At 38.5% G+C, this 15,982-nt stretch carries 21 protein-coding genes; 3 read left to right on the forward strand and 18 right to left on the reverse strand.

Translation table 11 applies throughout. The annotated features are described in order from the left end of the window. Window positions 1-12: 12 nt before the first annotated feature. Together DFQ12_RS24710 and DFQ12_RS24715 are read right to left on the reverse strand one after the other, a co-directional pair. Entirely contained in the window at window positions 13-597 is a 585-nt protein-coding gene (locus tag DFQ12_RS24710; protein ID WP_120261716.1) for a YIP1 family protein, read from the reverse strand. After that, the gene (locus DFQ12_RS24715; RefSeq protein ID WP_120261717.1) at window positions 587-862 is read right to left on the reverse strand and encodes a DUF2089 family protein; all 276 of its coding nucleotides are present in this window, start codon (window positions 860-862) and stop codon (window positions 587-589) included. The genes DFQ12_RS24710 and DFQ12_RS24715 overlap by 11 nt, the downstream gene beginning before the upstream one ends. Window positions 863-985: 123 nt before the next feature. Between DFQ12_RS24715 and DFQ12_RS24720 the strand changes: the two genes are divergently transcribed. Then, entirely contained in the window at window positions 986-1,720 is a 735-nt protein-coding gene (locus tag DFQ12_RS24720) for a lysophospholipid acyltransferase family protein (protein WP_120261718.1), read from the forward strand. A 7-nt stretch (window positions 1,721-1,727) separates the two neighbouring features. On the opposite strand, the gene DFQ12_RS24725 is transcribed toward DFQ12_RS24720, so the two are convergent. Further along, the gene (locus DFQ12_RS24725; protein ID WP_244211844.1) at window positions 1,728-2,858 is read right to left on the reverse strand and encodes a glycosyltransferase; all 1,131 of its coding nucleotides are present in this window, start codon (window positions 2,856-2,858) and stop codon (window positions 1,728-1,730) included. After that, a complete protein-coding gene (locus DFQ12_RS24730; protein ID WP_244211845.1) occupies window positions 2,842-3,780 on the reverse strand; it encodes a lysylphosphatidylglycerol synthase domain-containing protein in 939 nt (312 codons plus the stop codon). The genes DFQ12_RS24725 and DFQ12_RS24730 overlap by 17 nt, the downstream gene beginning before the upstream one ends. A 136-nt stretch (window positions 3,781-3,916) precedes the next feature. On the opposite strand from DFQ12_RS24730, the gene ruvC reads away from it, so the two are divergent. Beyond that, window positions 3,917-4,483 carry a crossover junction endodeoxyribonuclease RuvC gene (gene ruvC, locus DFQ12_RS24735; protein ID WP_120261721.1) on the forward strand — a complete coding sequence of 189 codons (567 nt, stop codon included), beginning with the start codon at window positions 3,917-3,919 and terminating at the stop codon, window positions 4,481-4,483. Here ruvC and DFQ12_RS24740 read toward each other — a convergent pair whose 3' ends face one another. Beyond that, the gene (locus DFQ12_RS24740; protein WP_120261722.1) at window positions 4,484-5,530 is read right to left on the reverse strand and encodes a hypothetical protein; all 1,047 of its coding nucleotides are present in this window, start codon (window positions 5,528-5,530) and stop codon (window positions 4,484-4,486) included. It lies immediately after the preceding gene. Window positions 5,531-5,881: 351 nt separating this feature from the next. Here DFQ12_RS24740 and DFQ12_RS24745 point away from each other — a divergent pair, with 351 nt between their 5' ends. Then, window positions 5,882-6,355, forward strand: a complete 474-nt coding sequence (locus tag DFQ12_RS24745; protein ID WP_046674894.1) for an Lrp/AsnC ligand binding domain-containing protein — start codon at window positions 5,882-5,884, stop codon at window positions 6,353-6,355. A 34-nt stretch (window positions 6,356-6,389) separates the two neighbouring features. On the opposite strand, the gene DFQ12_RS24750 is transcribed toward DFQ12_RS24745, so the two are convergent. The 13 genes from DFQ12_RS24750 to map form a co-directional block, all read right to left on the reverse strand. Continuing rightward, window positions 6,390-7,454, reverse strand: coding sequence for a M20 family metallo-hydrolase (locus DFQ12_RS24750; protein WP_120261723.1), 1,065 nt, complete (start codon window positions 7,452-7,454; stop codon window positions 6,390-6,392). Beyond that, window positions 7,444-8,250, reverse strand: coding sequence for a pyrroline-5-carboxylate reductase (gene proC / locus DFQ12_RS24755; RefSeq protein WP_120261724.1), 807 nt, complete (start codon window positions 8,248-8,250; stop codon window positions 7,444-7,446). The genes DFQ12_RS24750 and proC overlap by 11 nt, the downstream gene beginning before the upstream one ends. Window positions 8,251-8,276: 26 nt before the next feature. Then, window positions 8,277-9,074, reverse strand: a complete 798-nt coding sequence (gene argB / locus DFQ12_RS24760) for an acetylglutamate kinase (protein WP_120261725.1) — start codon at window positions 9,072-9,074, stop codon at window positions 8,277-8,279. Window positions 9,075-9,126: 52 nt separating this feature from the next. Next, window positions 9,127-10,089: a Rossmann-fold NAD(P)-binding domain-containing protein gene (locus DFQ12_RS24765; RefSeq protein ID WP_120261726.1), complete on the reverse strand. Its 963-nt coding sequence runs from the start codon at window positions 10,087-10,089 to the stop codon at window positions 9,127-9,129. A 142-nt stretch (window positions 10,090-10,231) separates the two neighbouring features. Then, complete coding sequence (locus tag DFQ12_RS24770; RefSeq protein WP_120261727.1) at window positions 10,232-11,377, reverse strand: aspartate aminotransferase family protein; 1,146 nt, start codon at window positions 11,375-11,377, stop codon at window positions 10,232-10,234. Between the two features lie 157 nt (window positions 11,378-11,534). Beyond that, window positions 11,535-12,041, reverse strand: coding sequence for a 50S ribosomal protein L17 (gene rplQ, locus DFQ12_RS24775; RefSeq protein WP_120261728.1), 507 nt, complete (start codon window positions 12,039-12,041; stop codon window positions 11,535-11,537). A 131-nt stretch (window positions 12,042-12,172) separates the two neighbouring features. After that, window positions 12,173-13,165, reverse strand: a complete 993-nt coding sequence (locus tag DFQ12_RS24780) for a DNA-directed RNA polymerase subunit alpha (RefSeq protein ID WP_077438111.1) — start codon at window positions 13,163-13,165, stop codon at window positions 12,173-12,175. A gap of 96 nt (window positions 13,166-13,261) precedes the next feature. Next, window positions 13,262-13,870 (reverse strand): 30S ribosomal protein S4, encoded by a 609-nt coding sequence (gene rpsD / locus DFQ12_RS24785; protein WP_120261729.1) that lies wholly within the window; start codon window positions 13,868-13,870, stop codon window positions 13,262-13,264. A 60-nt stretch (window positions 13,871-13,930) separates the two neighbouring features. Beyond that, window positions 13,931-14,320 (reverse strand): 30S ribosomal protein S11, encoded by a 390-nt coding sequence (gene rpsK / locus DFQ12_RS24790; RefSeq protein WP_046674885.1) that lies wholly within the window; start codon window positions 14,318-14,320, stop codon window positions 13,931-13,933. Window positions 14,321-14,330: 10 nt separating this feature from the next. Continuing rightward, window positions 14,331-14,708, reverse strand: coding sequence for a 30S ribosomal protein S13 (gene rpsM, locus DFQ12_RS24795; protein ID WP_120261730.1), 378 nt, complete (start codon window positions 14,706-14,708; stop codon window positions 14,331-14,333). A 30-nt stretch (window positions 14,709-14,738) separates the two neighbouring features. Then, the gene (gene ykgO / locus DFQ12_RS24800) at window positions 14,739-14,855 is read right to left on the reverse strand and encodes a type B 50S ribosomal protein L36 (protein ID WP_013665024.1); all 117 of its coding nucleotides are present in this window, start codon (window positions 14,853-14,855) and stop codon (window positions 14,739-14,741) included. Window positions 14,856-14,900: 45 nt separating this feature from the next. After that, window positions 14,901-15,119, reverse strand: coding sequence for a translation initiation factor IF-1 (infA, locus tag DFQ12_RS24805; protein ID WP_002997456.1), 219 nt, complete (start codon window positions 15,117-15,119; stop codon window positions 14,901-14,903). 74 nt (window positions 15,120-15,193) lie between these two features. Next, on the reverse strand, window positions 15,194-15,976 hold the full coding sequence (gene map, locus DFQ12_RS24810) for a type I methionyl aminopeptidase (protein WP_104385207.1): 783 nt from the start codon (window positions 15,974-15,976) through the stop codon (window positions 15,194-15,196). Between the last annotated feature and the right edge of the window lie 6 nt (window positions 15,977-15,982).

Here is a 15,982-nt window from a genome sequence, read left to right on the forward strand (position 1 = left end):
GTTTTCTGTCCGTTAAAAATAAAACTGTATACCCAAATCAAGCATAAAATATAATGCCACAAACAAAATGCTTATCCAAACCTTTTTATTGTTAACAGCAATGTTCATTCCCTTCACCAATAAATAGAACTGATAAAACAAGAGAAACAACACAAAGATCCCAAATAAACCAAATAGTGCCATCTGCCCCTTATCAATGCTCGACAAGGTATGGTCACCATTTTTTAACGCTTGATCTATCTCACTGGTAAACTTGTCCTGATTGATTAACTTACTCAAGAGCAACATTAGATAAAGTGGAAATGGTGCAATCAAGATAACATTCAACACGTCAATAATTCTTGTCTTATTATTGGCTATAACACCCACAATATATAGCAGAATTAAAGGAGCCAAAACCATATAGGCATGAACTTTTAACACCGCAATAAAAGAGACGGTCACCTCAGGCTTATAGAAGTGCATAAAGCCATTGAACTGCTGACCTGATAAATAAATCAGGTAACTGGATAATAAGAAACCGATGATACCCACGAGAAACAATGTCCGTTCTGAAAAATCCGCAAACGGATTTAAAAATAACTGCTTAATTTTCATTGGCGAGCGAATTTAATTTATGAATCAGATCATCCAAAATATTACGAACCGTTGGGTAAGATTTACCCATCTGGTTGGCCATTTCTTTTAAACTACCTGAATACTTTAAGAAATTGAGAACAAACTCCTGCTCTTCGACTGTCAACTGCATCAGTAAGGGTAAAGTAAACTTACCGACAACTTCAGTGTCGCAGGAATCGCAGACCAGCTTGGAGACTTTCAATTTTGCATCACAACATGGACAATTTACAGGTATCTTTTTCATTTAACAATAAGACCATTGATATTATTAAATTTAATATTAATAATATTAAAATCAAACACAATATTATCAATATTTTTCAAAATCATTGCTTAATGATATATTTGTAAACAATAAAAAAAGCATATGAAAAAGTTTTTAGGCTATATTCTATCTATTATATTTTGGTTCTGTTTTGGCTTATCCTTGATTATATTCCACCCCATCCAATGGCTGTGCTTGAAATTCGGTGGCTATAATGCACACAAAAAAAGTGTTGACATCTTAAATGCATGCCTCGTTGCATCTTACTATACATTATTCAATAGAGTCACTTTTATTGACAACAAATGCATCCCATTAGGACAACCCATTATATTTGTTGCCAATCATCAAAGCACCTTTGATATTCCACCGCTCATCTATTTTCTGCGGAGATTTCATGGAAAATTTATCTCAAAAATTGAACTGGCCAGTGGTATACCGAGTATTTCGTTCAATCTAAAACATGGTGGCGCAGCCAATATCGATCGCAATGACCCCAAACAATCGATAGCTGAGATTCTGAAACTTGCCAACAATATGAAAACAAAGAATTGGTCGGCCTTTATCTTTCCAGAAGGGACTCGATCAAAAACAGGTAAGATGAAAGCCTTTCACGTCGGTGGTATTGCAACATTATTAAAGAAAAACCCAAATGCATTGGTCGTCCCTATTGCGATCAAAGGATCATATGAGATGGTACAATATGGTATGTATCCGTTGACTCCTTTTCTGCATATGACATGGGAAGTACTTGATCCACTAGATACAAAGGATAAAGACATTGAAGAAATCGTAAAACTAGCCGAAGAGACTATTAAGCAGAAAGTTGAAAAATAAAGTAGAATTATTTGACTTGTCTACCCTTCCAATCATACTTTCCAATATTCCCCAATATTCCAATATAAGCTAAATACAGAATATGGGCCAGACTCAATATAGGAAGATACCAGAGCAGATTAGTCCGTTTTGCAAAATTGGTTAAAGGCTGGATAAAAAACAGTTCGACTATCATTTTAAGTAGTAATGCGAAGAGGACAACCCAAGCAAGTGTTTTAATACCTGCAACTGCAAGAATGGCTCCGACCAATAATAACACATTAAACAGCCAAATAGCGATCCCTAAAGCAATAACTCCCTTATTTTTATACTTGGTACTCTTAGATGCCCAACGTCTTCTTTGGCTGATAAATGACCTAAGATCGGGCTTGGCATCTGTATACACGGTCGCCTCCTCCGATTTACAGAAAGAAATTCGTTCAGGGTGCTTCTCCGCCACTTTATGCAAAAATAACTCATCATCCCCAGATGCCAGCTCGTCAATTCCTTTAAAACCGCCCATTTGCTTGAATATATCTTTTCGATAGGCCAAATTTGCACCATTACAGGTCGTAGGCTTTCTATTACCTATACCTGCGGCACCAAGACCTATGAGATACAGGAATTCCAAGGTCTGCAATCGCTCAAAAAAGCTCTTTTCCTCCGAATATACAACTGGAGAAGACAATAAATAAGCATCCTCCTTTTCAAAGGTTCCGATCACAGTCGCAAGCCAATTTGCTCCCATCCTACAGTCTGCATCTGTAGTAATGACAATCTCCCCCCTACAGCAGTCAATTGCTCTTGAAATCGCAAGCTTCTTATAGGAATTCATTCGGCCATTCTCATTTAACTGAATCAATTTCACACCCCGTTCCGCATATTCCTTTACAATAGCGGAGGTATTGTCATCCGAATGATCATCAATAATAATAAGTTCAAGAAGTTCACCCGGAAAATTTTGATTCATTATTGATTCTATCGTTCGCCGGATATTCAATTCTTCATTCCGTGCAGCGATAATAACTGATACAGTCTTGGTAGAAAGTAAGAGACCTGTGGGCGCTTGAATCGTGGCCCAGCCTTTACGCATCCATAATACTAGAATGGCGTACACGCAGGCAAAACTGATCAATAAATAGCTAAGAATTTGTATCACCGAAAAAATTAATCTTAAAAACAAAAATAGAACCAAATATCGCGGGGAGAATCAAATTGACAAACCAGATACACGATACAATAGCCATCACCGCAATTTCTTGTGTCGTAATATAGCTATAAAGATTACTTGCCACAAAACTACGTACACTAAAATCGAAAATATCCAATGTCGGCAAAGCTGCCTGAACAAAAAAGAGGATAAAGATCATCAAAACCATGGAGACAAGTGGCAACTCTGGTAAGGTTAGCTTCATCAAAATAATATACTGCGAAGTAAAAATAATAAACCTTGCTAGTGAGTTTACCAAAACAATGCTCAGTTCACGTGCGGAATAATGCTCCAGTACCTCAAAAAAAGGTTTTATTTTCGCCAAAAACTTAATTCGCCCCACAAGCATATCCACCCATCTCACATTAAAATACAAAATGACAAATCCAGCAGCGTAAATAATGGCCAGCAACCAGACACCAAATTGGACGGATAAAGGTGTGGACAAAAACTTACAGATAAACCAAGCAATGCTCAGCGAACCTGCAACACTTGTCAATACCAGTTGAGCAAATAATCCTACGCCCATCGCAACAGCACCTTTAGCCCTATTCTGCGGCTTCAGGAACAACACCCTTCCGCCATATTCGCCAATCCTATTCGGGGTAAAAATCGCCCATGTAAGTCCACAAAAAACAGATTGAAATGCCTTCCAAAAGGATATATGCTCCAGTTTGGATGCAAGATAGCGCCATTTAACAACCTCCAGAAGCCAGTTTACAAGCATTAAAACAACAATCAAGATCAATGTCCAGACAACAGAATGTTGCTCTAGTCCTGTGATTAGCGTCTTAAACTTATCGATATTGCTTTTATCAGATACCTTGGTAATAATGTACCATGTTGCAAGTGCAAACACAAGTATCTTCAATAAAAGACTGATATATTTTTTTTGTCTCCCAGTCAACTTTTGATAATTAGAGAGCAATGTTACTAAATTTTAGCCAAATGATTAAGTTTTGTGTACAGCAATCCACTTATAAAAAGCAAAATTTGTAATATTGTACATGCAGAAGGAAAAGGCGAAAGAAAGAATTATTTTAGGGATCGACCCCGGTACAGTCGTACTCGGGTACGGAATTATTAAAGAAGTTGGCAATACCATCTCCCTTATTTCAATGGGTGTCATCAAAATGGGGCATCTCGACGACCATGCGCTAAAATTGCAACGCATCTTCAAAAAAACCTCTGCATTAATGCAAGAATATAATCCAGACTGTGTTGCACTGGAGTCACCCTTCTATGGCAAAAACATTCAAGTGATGCTCAAACTAGGACGGGCACAGGGTGTTGCTATGGCGGCAGCGCTGGCACAGGATATTCCGATTTTTGAATATTCACCCAGAAAAATAAAGCAATCCGTTACGGGAAATGGAAACGCTACGAAAGAACAGGTTTCTGCCATGCTCAAAAATCTCTTAAAATTCGAAGAGACACCTCAATTTCTAGATGCAACAGATGGGCTGGCAATTGCTGTTTGTCATTCATTTCAAAAAAATAGTACCTCAGGTAGCGGCAAATCTTATTCAGGCTGGTCCTCTTTTATCAAAGACAACAAAGACCGAATCAAATAGCTACATCTGTACCTGTCGAATTACATTCTTCACATTTAATTCGACAATATCAGTCATGGTCTTGCACTTCAAATAAGAATTATTTTGGTAAAACTCTGCGTAGCCTTCGCGCAGTTGTTTAATATTTTCCGGCGTCGAAAGGATCTGAGTCTGCGAAGCGTCCCGAAGATCAGCGATTCTGTGCCGTTCACTTCGTACCCGATGTACGATCGAGGACCGCTCCTCCTGTTGGTATTGCAACACCGTTTTTTCAGTTAGATGTTCCATCGCAAGCTTGACATATGGATAGTTCTCTTTAAAAAATTGCGGCATATAAACCTTGGGATTTCCCTCATAAAATTGCTGATCAAAATCAATTGCTCTGATCCGAAACTGAAAATCATCAAAATCAGGTGTAATCTGCATAACAAAATTATAGGCACGCATATCTCCCAGCAGCGTGATAATACAACGTTCATTAAACTTGACGAATTCCTTCGAAATACGTGTCAAATTGTAATCCGGTGTAAACATCCTTGTTTGCGAAAATATATCACCAGGGATACCAACGATATGCTCTTCAACCAGTGTATCCTGATCCACCATATAGTTGACCTGATTTGGAGATAATATTTCCTCCAGTTCTAACCCATAAATCCGTGATGCATCCGCCTGTTTGATATAAAAATAATCATAAACGTCATTCAATCGGTTTACAATACGAATCCGAAATGGTCTTGTATTACCAAAACCACAATACTCAACACGGTCGATATATTTGTGCTGTACAATGCGTGTGTTGCCAGAAGCTTTAAGCTTTGCATAGATGACCTTTAGCCCATCATATAATTGATCAATCAGATATTGAGGATAAAGTGGTGTTTCCCAGAACGTATCATTACCAAATTTATCCATGACCGGTACGGTCTCTGTAAAATTCAATAAATCCTTATAACCAATGGGCAGCTTTTCATCCCTTTGATATAGCTTAAGATATTTATGAAGCCCTTCCCCTACCTCAAATATCGGCTTCTTCCTCGAAATCTTTACATCTTGAACTTCTTCCATCTTTATTTTAGTCTTGAGATATTAGATATGCGTACGGAGACTTTGGTTTAACACACCTGCAGCTTACTTGTCTTTTGTTTTTGATCTTTATCCTACATCTTTATCGTCTTCTTGACTTTAATAACAAGATAACGAAACAATCCGATAACCTTACAATAAAATCACCTCTAAAACAATTATAAGCACTTTCAATCAAAAACATATAACATTATCAATATCAATAAGTATTTTTTATTAAATTTACATCTATAAACCGAAAATTCTTAGTAATTTTGAAATAAATTTAATTATTTTAGCTATTGGTCAGATTTTGATGTATGACCAATGAATGAAACACAAAACCCATTGTTAATGGAAAATCAATATGCAAACTATGATCTAGACAATTTGGATATCCAAATCCTGTCTATTCTAATGAACGATGCTTCTATTCCTTATACTGAGATAGCGAAAAAGCTAATCGTATCAGGTGGTACCATCCACGTTAGAATGAAGAAGATGGAAGAGTTAGGTATCATCAGAGGTTCAAATCTTATTATCAATCCTCAAAAAGTTGGATTTGACATCACTGCCTTTCTCGGTATCTATCTAGAAAAAGGTTCACAATATGCAGATGCGGTAGATAAATTGAAAGAAATCAAAGAAGTGGTTGAGCTACATTATTGTACCGGCCAATACAGTATTTTTGCAAAAATTATCTGTAGGGACACTGTCCACCTCAGAAAAGTATTGAACGAAGATATCCAATCGGTACCTGGCATCCAGCGTACGGAAACGATCATCTCCCTTGAAGAAAGTATTAAGCGTCAGATCAGCTTAGTCTAGTATAAAAAAAGCTTCCAACAGTTGGAAGCTTTTTTTATACGATCTTTTGTAGCATCGCTATATACAAATCAATTCCTTCCCTAATTTCATCAATATAGATAAATTCATCCGCCATATGCGATCTCGCACTATCCCCTGGCCCCAGCTTTAAAGAAGGTACCGGAATAAGCGCTTGATCACTCATCGTCGGAGAGCCATATAGTTTACGGCCAAGCGTTATTCCTGCTTGGACAATAGGATGTTCTTCCGGAATAGAAGAAGATTTCAAACGCGTAGAACGAGCCGAAACTTCCGAAGAGACATGGGACTTGATTATCGCTAAGGTTTCTTCATTGGTATAAGCATCAGTGGTCCTTACATCGACGACAAAACTACAGTTGGCCGGGACTACATTGTGCTGCGATCCAGCTTGAATCATCGTCACTGACATTTTGATCGGGCCTAAGGTCGCTGATGTTTTTTCAAAAGCATAATCCTTAAACCATTGAATATCTTTAATTGCTTTATAAATCGCATTATCACCCTCGTTACGAGCGGCATGGCCTGCTATTCCTATTGCATTACAGTCCAATACCATCAGCCCTTTTTCGGCTACGGCAAGATCCATCAGTGTTGGCTCACCAACGATTGCAAAATCAATCGTTCCAATATCTTCCAAGACAGATTCAATACCGTTTCGACCTGAGATTTCCTCTTCAGCACTCGCTACCAGACAAAAATTATATTTTAAATCCTTCTCTTCGTAAAAATACAAGAAGGTGGCAATCAGTGACACCAAACACCCGCCTGCATCATTACTACCCAAGCCATAGAGCTTCCCCTCCTCTACCGTAGGAACCAATGGATCACGGGTATAACCAGGGTTAGCCTTCACTGTGTCATGGTGCGAATTAAGCAGGATCGTTGGCTTATTTGATGCGTAATGCGCATTATATACCCAAACGTTGTTTCCCTTCCTGAAGGTCTTAACATACCGTTCTTTGAAAAAGGCCTCAATCAGATCTGCTGTCAACATTTCCTCCCGGCTTAGGGAAGATACAGCGATCAACTGTTTCAATAAAGCTAGACTATCCTGAAATAAGCTATCTTTATCCTTCATGATATAATCCTCCTGCTTTATCCGCAGACAATTTTATTCCCTTGATAAATGCAGAACTAAAACCATTATGTTCCATCTCATTCAATCCCGCAATGGTACATCCTTTCGGCGAAGTAACTTTATCAATCTCACCTTCTGGATGAGCATTCGTATGCAACAATAGATCCGCAGCACCTTTAGCTGTTTGAACGGCCATTTTCAAGGCATCATGTGCATGGAAACCTATTTCAACCCCACCTTGAGACGCTGCTCGGATAGCACGCAGGAAAAAGGCTATTCCACAGGCACACAAAGCAGTTGCCGAAGTCATTAGATCTTCATTGATAACGACAACTGATCCAACGGTCTCAAACATCTTCTCTACCTCAGCAAGGCTAACATCCGAAGCATTATCGCTCGCAATACAAGTCATCGACTGAGCAATCGCGATTGCCGTATTCGGCATAGCGCGTATTACAGTTGCATCCTCACCCAACACTGCTTTCAGGTCAGCACATGAAACGCCAGATACAATGGATACAAAAATCTGGTTTTTCTTATCTATTTCGGGAGCAACTTCGACCAATACCTTTTTTAACTGCTGTGGTAGTATGGCGAAGACAATAATATCAGCGCCTTTAACAGCAGCTTTATTATCATTACTTACCGAGAATCCTTGGCTTGCCTCTTCAGCCAAAGCATTCAGATTTCTGCGGGTCAATGTAATATCAGCAGCACTGGCAAATTCGCTTTTTACAAGCCCCTTTGCCAAGGATAGACCGATATTGCCACTTCCGATAATAGTGACCTTTTTCATAGTTGGGTTTAGATTAGATTACATGATTACTTTAATGTCAAGCAGGTACCAAACTGTCCTTGTTGGAATAAGTGCAAATTATTGGCATGACCAATATATACCTCCTGAACACCTTTATTTATTGCATTAAATGCATTTTGTAGTTTCGGAATCATACCATCATTGACAATTCCCGATTCTTTGAGATATTCAAATTCTTCGGATTTAATCGTTGGTATAACCGAGTTTTCATCTGTCACATCGCGTAATACACCATTTTTCTCGAAACAATAGACCAATGACGTTTCATATAAAGACGCCAGAGAGACCGCTAACGAAGAGGCAATGGTATCTGCATTGGTGTTAAGCAGCTGTCCTAAACCATTATGAGTGATGGCAGAGAACACAGGAATAAAACCCGCTTCCAGGAATTTTTTTATCGCCAGTGTATTCACAGAATCATGCAATAAATCCCCTACAAAACCATAGTCAATATCCTTGACAGGGCGTTTTATAGCCTTTATCACATCCCCATCAGCACCAGTTAAACCTACAGCATCACATTTCAATTTTTGTAATTTGGCAACGATGGTTTTATTTGTTAATCCTGCATATACCATCGTGACTATACGCAGCATATCTTCGTCAGTCACTCTACGGCCTTCAACCATTTGAGCTTGTACACCAAGCTCACTTGCCAACCGTGTTGCAATTTTACCACCGCCATGCACTAGGATCTTCTTCCCAGACAATGCAGAAAATTTCTCCAAAAAAGAATCTAACAGACGCTCATCATCGATAATATTTCCGCCAATTTTTATAATATTTAATACACTATTAGCCATTACGCAACTTTTCCCAAATAAAAATAGTTTCTCAATAATCAAAAGATCGGTCTTAGACTAGATCTTCCAGCATTCGTTTTAAAACAACCTGAGCTGCCCAGACACGATTACTTGCCTCTTTAATAACCAACGAGTTCGGTCCATCCAAGATTTCAGATGACAACTCCAGATCCCGTCTTACAGGCAAACAATGCATAACCTTCGCATCATTTGTCAAAGACAGCTTTTCATTATCCATCATCCAATCCTCGTCTACCGTATATACCTCACCATATTCCTGATAGGATGACCAGTTTTTCACATAAACAAAATCAGCGTCTTTCAGGCTTTCATTTAAATTCGTTGAAATCGTAGCTCCCTTTGTAAAATCCTTGCTCAGTTCATAACCCATAGGTTGTGCAATCGTAAACTCTACAAGCCCTTCTTCCTGTGCCTTACACATCCACTCTGCAAAGGAATTCGGCACAGCTTGTGGCAAAGCTTTCACATGCGGAGCCCAAGCCAATACAACCTTTGGTTTCGCCGTCTTCTTATGCTCGGTAATGGTAATGATATCCGTCAAACTCTGTAATGGATGACGTGTGGCACTTTCCAAAGAAACAACAGGGACACCACAATATTTAATAAATTTATTGAATAGATCCTCGCTGTAGTCCTCCTCTCGGTCCTTTAGCTTCGGAAAAGATCGCAATCCAAGTATATCGCAATATTCGCCCATGACCGCTGCCGCCTCGCGGATATGCTCAACAGTACTGCCGTTCATCACAACACCATCCTGTGTTTCCAATGCCCAACCATCTTTGTCCATGTTCATGACCATCACATTCATCCCCAAGTTCATCGCCGCTTTTTGGGTACTCAGACGAGTACGCAAGCTAGGGTTCAAAAACACAAGACCCAAGGTCTTATGTTTACCAAGATCTTGATTATCATAAGGTGCCGCTTTTAGCGCTAACGCCTCCTGGACAACATCTGCTACACTGGACACGTCTTTTACAGAGAAAAACTTTTTCATCTATATATAAATCATTTATGGGGGTATTTTCTATGACACAACACACTGTGCTACCCACTTTGTTTATTTATGCTGATGGAACAACTCAGATTGATCTTACCCGATATCAGAAGGCCAATCTGGACTATTTCATCTATTATCTTTAAGCGACTACGACCGCCTTTATATGTTCTTTTAATGCCAATAAAAATTGATCAGCATGCTCTTTGGTAATATTCAATGCTGGAAGCAATCGAATAACATTCGGTTTAGCCTCTCCCGTAAAAATACGATTCTTTAACAAAAGATCTTTCTTTACATGTGCCAAAGATGCTGGAAGTTCAATTCCGATCATTAATCCTCTACCCCTCACCTCTACAATCTCTTCAATTTTCTTTAGTTCGTCAATGAGATACTGTCCTACAGCATTCGCATTCTCCATCAAACGATCTTGTTGAATGACCTCCAAAACAGCCAAAGCTGCTGCACAAGCCAGATGGTTGCCGCCAAAGGTTGTCCCCAAACTACCATGGGAAGCTTTAAACTTGGGAGAGATACTGATTGCACCGATAGGAAAACCATTTCCCATTCCCTTCGCCATCGTGTAAATATCTGCATCTACTCCAGAATAATCCTGTGCATAGAAGGAACCTGTCCGACCATAGCCACATTGTACCTCATCAGCAATAAATACGGCATTATATTGGTCACAAAGTGAGCGGATCAATTGAAGAAAGGCAACGGATGCTTCCCTAATTCCACCAACACCTTGAATACTTTCGATAATAACAGAAGATATTTCATCACCATAAGCTGAAAATGCTTCCTTTAGTGCATCCTCATCATTGAAAGGAAGAAAAACAACGTTCTCTGTTTCGTTAATAGGCGCAACAATACTCGGGTTGTCCGTAGCAGCTACAGCCAACGACGTCCTACCGTGGAAAGATTTAGAGAATGCAATTACCTTTTTTCTCTTATTATAGAAAGAAGCAAGCTTCAATGCATTTTCATTCGCTTCAGCGCCAGAATTACAAAGGAATAAGTCATAATCAACCTTACCAGATACTTTGCCAAGCAATCGTGCAAGTTCACGCTGAATTGGAATTTCAACAGAATTAGAATAGAATCCGATACGATTCAACTGCTCTGTAATACGTTGCACATAGTGTGGATGCGTGTGTCCGATCGATATCACGGCATGGCCACCATACAAGTCCAAATAAGCATTTCCTTCGGCATCCCACACCGTAGATCCATTAGCTTTAACTATGTTAATGGGATTAATGGGATAAACATCAAATGGTTTCATCTTAATGAATTATAGATTGATAAACGAAATAGCTTGTATTAGAAAAAGCTATCAGATTTTAGCATTACAAATATATCAGTTATAACGGTAGGAATGGTCATAAAATAAAAAAAGTCCCCTTAAAAAGAGGACTTTTTCTATGATAACGGGAACAATATTATTCTCCGTCAACTTTTTCTTCACCTTCTACTTCAGCTTTTACTTCCGCAGGAGCGTCAGTTTCAGCAGGAGCAGCAGCTTTTTTAGCACCGCCACGACGACGAGTAGCTTTTTTCTCAGCTGCAGCAGCTTTTTTACCGTAGATTTCGTTGTAATCAACTAGCTCGATGAAAGCCATTTCTGCGTTATCACCTAAACGGTTTTCCATTTTGATGATACGAGTGTAACCACCTGGACGGTTAGCTACTTTTTCAGAAATTTCGCGGAACAAGATAGAAACTGCGTCTTTATCTTTCAAATAAGCGAATACTGTACGACGAGAGTGTGTTGTGTCGTTTTTAGATTTAGTAATCAAAGGCTCAACGTATGTACGCAATGCTTTAGCTTTAGCCAAAGTCGTAGTAATACGTTTGTGTAGGATTAATGATGTTGCCATGTTAGCCAACATTGCTTTTCTATGGCTATCCGTACGGCCTAAGTGATTTACTTTTTTTCCGTGTCTCATTTTGATTTTATTATACTATATATACCGTTCTTGTTTTACCTAAATTGCTAAACTTTTCAAAGGCAATATGCCTATCTTCTTCAGCAATCGATTTCAAGAGGAATTACATATAGTGGTCGCTTAATAAATTATTATTCTTCGTCTAATTTATATTTTGCTAAGTTCATTCCGAATGATAAACCTTTAGATTTAACCAATTCTTGGATTTCACTTAACGATTTTTTACCGAAGTTTCTGAATTTCAACATATCAGCTACGTCGTAAGTTACCAACTCAGCTAATGTGCGAATATCAGCAGCTTTCAAACAATTCAATGCACGCACTGAAAGGTCAAGGTCTACTAATTCAGTTTTCAAAATCTTACGCATATGCAAGATTTCTTCATCGACTACTTTAGTTTCTTCTTTCGTTTGTGACTCAAGAAGCATATTCTCATCAGAGAATAAGATAAAGTGTTGAATTAAGATCTTAGCAGCCTCTTTTAAAGCTTCTTCGGGGTGAATTGAGCCATCTGTAGAGATATCTAACAACAATTTCTCGTAGTCAGTTTTTTGCTCTACACGGTAATTCTCAATGGTATATTTAACATTCTTGATCGGAGTAAAGATCGAATCGATAGCGATAACACCTACTGGAGCGTCAGTCACTTTATTCTCATCTGCATTTACATATCCACGACCTTTAGCAATACTCAATTCCAATTCAATTGTCACTGCGTTATCCATGTTACAGATTACTAAGTCTGGATTTAAGACAGTAAAGTTATTAGAGAATTTTGTGATATCACCAGCTAAGAATTGTTCTTGACCATTGATTACTACAAATACCTTTTCGTTGTCGCCAATCTCACCTGTTTTTTTGAAACGGATTTGTTTCAAGTTCAAGATAATTTCAGTTACGTCTTCAACAACACCTTTGATCGTTGAAAATTCGTGCGAAACGCCAGAAAACCTTATCGACGTAATTGCATATCCTTCTAACGAGGACAATAGAATACGGCGCAAAGCATTACCAATGGTTACACCAAAACCAGGCTCCAATGGACGAAATTCAAACGTACCATCAAAATCCGTAGATTTTTGCATGATAACTTTATCCGGTCTTTGAAATGCTAAAATTGCCATTTATTTTCTTTTAATGTTTTATTTGTAATAATAATTGTAATACAATAGAAAGATGCATACCCCAAAAATGGACTATGCATACTTCTATTTTATTTATTATTTAGAGTATAACTCAACGATTAAGTTCTCTTTGATGTTTTCAGGAATATCAGATCTTTCTGGATAGCTTAAGAAAGTACCTGTCAATTCTTTCGCATTCCACTCTAACCAAGAAAATTTATTTACAGTACGACCTGCAACTGAATTTGAGATGGCTTCAAGAGTTTGAGAACGTTCACGAACTGCTACAACGTCACCTGGACGCAAGCTATATGATGGAATGTTAACAACACTTCCGTTAACAGTAATGTGTTTGTGAGATACCAACTGACGAGCAGCGGCACGAGAAGTAGCAATACCTAAACGGTAAACTACGTTGTCCAAGCGAGCTTCTAGTAATTTCAAGAAGATCTCACCTGTAATACCTTGTTTAGAGGCAGCTTTAACAAATAAGTTTGCGAATTGACGCTCCAATACACCGTAAGTGTATTTTGCTTTTTGTTTTTCTAACAACTGAATAGCGTATTCAGATTGTTTACCTCTGCGTTTAGAAGCTCCATGTTGTCCAGGAGGGTAATTTTTCTTTTCTAACGCTTTATCTGGGCCGAAGATCGGCTCTCTAAATTTACGGGCAATTTTGGACTTAGGTCCTGTATATCTAGCCATTTTCTTTTACAATTAAAGTATCTATCAGCCTATAGCCGATGAATCTTATCTTTAAATTAATTAAACTCTTCTGCGTTTTGGAGGACGACAACCGTTGTGAGGAAGTGGAGTGATATCCTTGATAGTAGTCACATCGATTCCTACAGTTTGTAATGTTCTGATTGCCGATTCGCGACCAGCACCAGGTCCTTTAACAAACACTTCAACTTTGCGTAAACCCAAATCATGAGCAACTTTTCCACAATCTTGTGCAGCCTGACCAGCAGCGTATGGAGTGTTCTTTTTAGAACCACGGAAACCCATTTTACCAGCACTAGACCAAGAAATAGTTTGTCCTTGATTGTTAGTCAAAGTTACAATGATATTGTTAAACGTTGCGTTAATGTGAGCCTGACCTACAGGTTCAATAACAACGATACGCTTTTTTGCAGCTTTTTTAGTTTTAGCCATTTCTTATTTATTATTTAGTAGCTTTTTTCTTGTTTGCAACTGTCTTACGTTTACCTTTACGAGTACGTGAGTTATTTTTAGTACGTTGACCACGAACTGGTAAGTGTTTACGGTGACGCAATCCACGGTAACAACCGATATCCATTAAACGTTTGATGTTTAATTGAACTTCAGAACGCAATGCACCTTCTACTTTCAATTCGTCGTTGATGATGCTACGAATTGCTGCCAATTGCTCATCATTCCACTCTTGTACCTTCACATCTTCGCTGATACCAGCTTTTTCCAAGATATATTCAGCTCTTGTACGACCGATACCAAAAATATAGGTAAGGCCGATCACACCTCTTTTGTTTTTAGGTAAATCAATACCTGCTATCCTTGCCATATAATATTAAGCTATTATTTTTTTAATGAATTAACCCTGACGTTGTTTAAACTTAGGGTTCTTTTTGTTGATTACAAAAACTTTACCTTTACGACGGATGATCTTACAGTCCGCGCTACGTTTTTTTATTGATGCTCTTACTTTCATGATATTTATTTTTTCAAAAGCTTGCGCTAATTAAAAGGCTTACGACTATTTATAGCGGTAAGTGATCCTTCCCTTAGTCAAATCATACGGAGACATTTCCAATTTAACTTTATCCCCAGGTAAAATTTTGATATAGTGCATACGCATTTTACCAGAAATATGGGCAATGATTTCATGTCCATTTTCCAATTCTACCCTAAACATAGCATTAGAAAGTGCCTCTCTAATTATACCGTCTTGTTCTATTGAGGCTTGTTTAGCCATATATTCTCGATTAAATTTAATTTAAAAGCCTGCGAACAGGAGTGCAAAGATAAATAAAAATAATTGAAAACCAACTACTTTTTGTTCAAAACTTTCTCTACATGTTCGAATGTCAGCAACACATCTGGTTCTCCTTTTCGGATTGCAACCATCTGTTCGAAGTGCGCCGATAACTTCCCATCTACTGTACTTACAGTCCAACCATCATCCCAAAAACGAACACCTGCGCGTCCTGCATTGATCATCGGTTCGATACAAATAACCAAACCTTCTTCCAATTTTGGACCTGCGCCACGTTTTCCGTAATTCGGAACCTCAGGTTTCTCATGTAAATGATATCCAACGCCATGTCCGACCAGTTCGCGCACAATTCCGAAACCGAATTTGCTCACGTACTCTTGAACCGCAGAGGAAATATCCCCAACACGTTTACCGGCCACAGCCTGTTCAACACCTTTGTACAATGATTCCTTTGTGACATCCAACAACAATTGCGCTTCCTCAGAAATTTCACCAACACCAAAAGTGTAGGCTGAATCACTGATAAAACCGTTCAAATTGACACCCCCATCGACAGAAACAAGATCACCATCTTTAATTTCGTAATCGCTAGGAAAACCGTGTACAATCTGATCGTTGACAGAGATGCACAAAGAGTATGGAAATCCATGATAATTTAAGAACGCTGGCGTTCCACCGTTATCATGAATATACTCATAAGCTAATTTATCAAGAGATATAGTTTTTACCCCAGGTTTAATCACTTTTGCGATTTCACCAAGCAATTGCGAAAGCACATCTGCTGACTTCCGCAATTGCTCTATATCATCTGCTGACTTATAAAATACTTTAGACATCTAAAG

Origin of the sequence: Sphingobacterium detergens (genome assembly GCF_003610355.1) — a bacterium.
Classification (GTDB): Bacteria; Bacteroidota; Bacteroidia; order Sphingobacteriales; family Sphingobacteriaceae; genus Sphingobacterium; species Sphingobacterium detergens.